The following is a 2122-nucleotide window of genomic DNA, read 5'->3' on the forward strand; positions in this document are numbered from 1 at the left end:
ATACTTTGTGTATACAAAATAAGAAAGGAGTGTGTCTAATGAAAAAAGCATATTTTTCAATTCGTATCTATAAGAATGCACTGAATCCGAAATATGTTGAAGCTATTGGACATGCTCTTTTCGTATTTAATCGTGCGAAACATTTCGCTTTTCAAACGCAAGTGTTAGAAAAACGTTCTGGCATCTCCATGCGTTCTGATAGTATGCAAATTACTGTAAAATCACGATTTAATCTGAATGACTATTATGCAAATAGTGCAGTACAGGAAGCCAATGCGCTGTTTTCTGCTCAGACAGAATTGAAGAAATTGTATATTGAAAATAAAAATGAACAAATTAAAGCTGTAAAAAAGAAGATTAAGAAAACCAAGTCAGATTTGACAATGCTGAATAAAATGAAAACATCTTTTATCAAAGGGAAGCCAACGTTCAATAAAACGTCTAAAGAACAACAAAGGGGACAATATTTTGTTGTTCAATTTAAAACGAGAACGGATATTTACTATCATGCCTATCAATTTGAGCATGAATATTTAGATGTACGTATTCAAACACTTCGTTCTCGTTTAGGTAGTCTTAAATTTCGGTTGGATAGACTACAAAAACTACTTCATAGTTTAAAAAACAAAGTTTCTTCTGTTGTATTTGGGAGTAAAAAACGATTCAAAGCACCACATACTGTAGATACTTATGTTCAAGATCATACACTTTGGATTCAAGATTTTGAGAAGGCTCGTTACAATCAAATGTTGATTTCGGGTCGAAAAGATGCGAAATCAGGAAACTTTGTATTTACATACAATACAGAAACACAATCTTTACACTTTACAACACCAAACGCTGTTGCAGTTGAAATTCCTAACCTTACATTTCCGTATGGACAAGAACAAGTGAATGCAGCTATTCAAAACCAATGGAATTGTAAAAATAAAAAGAATGCAGGAAAACCCATCAGTTGGGCAATTGAAGATCACGGAAATTACTACATTTTTAAATGCTTAATAGATATTGAAGAGAACCAAAATAAAAACTTCAGCAAATCCGATGGTGTCATTGGAGTAGACTGTAATTTTGACCACTTTGCTTGGTCAAACATAAATAAACAAGGACAGCTCATAAAAACGGGTGTATTATCCTTTGATATTTTAGGTAAAACATCAGAACAAATTACTAAAATGATTGAAGCAGAAGCCATTGCATTAGTTGATATTGCTGTAAAAGCAAACAAACCGATTGTTGTAGAAAAATTAAAAATAACAAAAGGAAAGGTTAAGAACCCTTATGGCAATAAAAAAGCAAATATGATGATAAGCATGTTTGCTTATAAAAAGATGATTTCAGCTATTAAAAGCCGTGCTGAGAAGATGGGTGTAGCAGTATTTGAGGTAAATCCAGCGTACACTTCTCAAATTGGTAAAATCAAATATATGAAACGTTTTGGTATCAGTATTCACCAAACAGCTTCTTATGTTATTGCTAGAAGAGCAATGGGATTGAAAGAAAAACTTCCACCAATTTTGTATTCACTATTACCGGAGAAGATGGTAGGTCTGCATCATTGGGCGCAATGGAAGTGGCTGTCTGGCATCCTGTCTGATTTGCGTGTTCACACATTCTATCAGATGGAGCTTTCGAACCATAACAAGATTCGTTCTGCGAATGAAATTTTCCCTCCAGGGGCTCTTACAGACTTGGAAGTAAAAGATTTGTCTAAGTTTGAAAGCAGAAAAACCATACCTTGTTGAATGGGTATGGTCTGCGAAGCATTTTGTCTTAGTTGTCCCTTTTGGGAATCCCCTTCCTCAAAAATCCGTTAGGGTTTTATGGGGGTAGTTCAATAATCTAAGGATACTTTGATTATATTTTTACATATAATCAAAAGTTTTAGGTTGCACAAAAAAACGACTTTTCAGATTTGGTTACCCATTAAAAATAAAACTTTTAAATGAACAATCAAAATACACAAACACAAAAAAGACGAGTCATGCTGACTCGTCTCAAATTGCCTGGCAACGTCCTACTCTCACAGGGACAAAGTCCCAACTACCATCGGCGCTAGAGAGCTTAACTTCCGTGTTCGGTATGGGAACGGGTGTGACCTCTCTGCCATCATTACCAGACT

1 protein-coding gene and 1 rRNA gene are annotated in these 2122 nt (G+C 34.8%); one reads left to right on the forward strand and one right to left on the reverse strand.

The features are described from left to right. The first annotated feature begins 38 nt into the window (after window positions 1-38). Window positions 39-1745, forward strand: coding sequence for an IS200/IS605 family accessory protein TnpB-related protein (locus tag V7024_RS18045; protein ID WP_335522387.1), 1707 nt, complete (start codon window positions 39-41; stop codon window positions 1743-1745). Between the two features lie 259 nt (window positions 1746-2004). Here the strand turns inward: V7024_RS18045 and rrf are convergent. Beyond that, window positions 2005-2120: ribosomal RNA gene (rrf, locus tag V7024_RS18050) — 5S ribosomal RNA — on the reverse strand. Window positions 2121-2122: the final 2 nt, after the last annotated feature.

The organism is Bacillus sp. JJ864, from assembly GCF_036963045.1.
GTDB classification, from domain to species: domain Bacteria; phylum Bacillota; class Bacilli; order Bacillales; family Bacillaceae_G; genus Bacillus_A; species Bacillus_A pseudomycoides_C.

Coding starts and splice junctions, on each gene's coding strand:
- V7024_RS18045 (WP_335522387.1), top strand. CDS start 39: ATGAAAAAAGCATATTTTTCAATTCGTATCTATAAGAATGCACTGAAT.